Raw genomic sequence first — 668 nt, forward strand, 5'->3', positions numbered from 1 at the left:
ACGGACTCGAGAAGAAGCGTCAGGACGCCGGCGGATACCCGATCGAGGTTCCGTCGGATGTCCCGGCCTCCGTCGTCGTCGACCGCATCCGATCGTTGCTGCGCACATGGCAGCAGTTCGGCACCGGCGGCGAGGACAACATGATCGCCGAGCTTCATGAGGCCCTCGGAACGGACAGCGACCGATGACCGATTACCGCGATCGGCCGTTGCCGAGGAAGACGCTGACCGTGTTCACGATCGTCGAGGTGATCCTCGTCGTCGCCGTCCTCGCCTGCGCAGCGCTCGAGCTGGGATGGCTGGTCGTCCTTCTCGGATGGGTGCTACTGAACGTGGCCTTCGTCCGTGCCCGCGTCCTGCGCGTCTACCGACGCGAGCTCGTCGACGCGGCGAACGCTGGAAAGCAGGCCCGGACATGACGGAATCCGAGGAGCTCGCGAAATACCGAGTCACAGACAGCGTTCCGGTCGCATCCGCGATTCAGTCCGCCGCGGCGAACGTACAACCGGTCGTCCGGCTCTGCTCGGTCTGCGATGAGCAACTGCCCGCCGGTGTCGTGAAGCACGTTCAGTGCCGGGGGTGGAGCGGGTGAGTCCGACCGCGGCCGACGCGGACGCCTGGTGGGCAGAACAGTCCGCAGAACGCCGCGTCACCATCTACGGCTGGCTC

At 66.3% G+C, this 668-nt stretch carries 2 protein-coding genes; both read left to right on the forward strand.

The genetic code is table 11. The annotated features are described in order from the left end of the window. On the forward strand, window positions 1-188 hold a 188-nt coding region (locus ACLBYD_RS30715), incomplete at its 5' end, for a hypothetical protein (protein ID WP_447819404.1). Then, window positions 185-418: a hypothetical protein gene (locus ACLBYD_RS30720; RefSeq protein WP_447819405.1), complete on the forward strand. Its 234-nt coding sequence runs from the start codon at window positions 185-187 to the stop codon at window positions 416-418. The genes ACLBYD_RS30715 and ACLBYD_RS30720, both read left to right, overlap by 4 nt. Window positions 419-668: the final 250 nt, after the last annotated feature.

The organism is Rhodococcus sp. C26F, assembly GCF_053345925.1.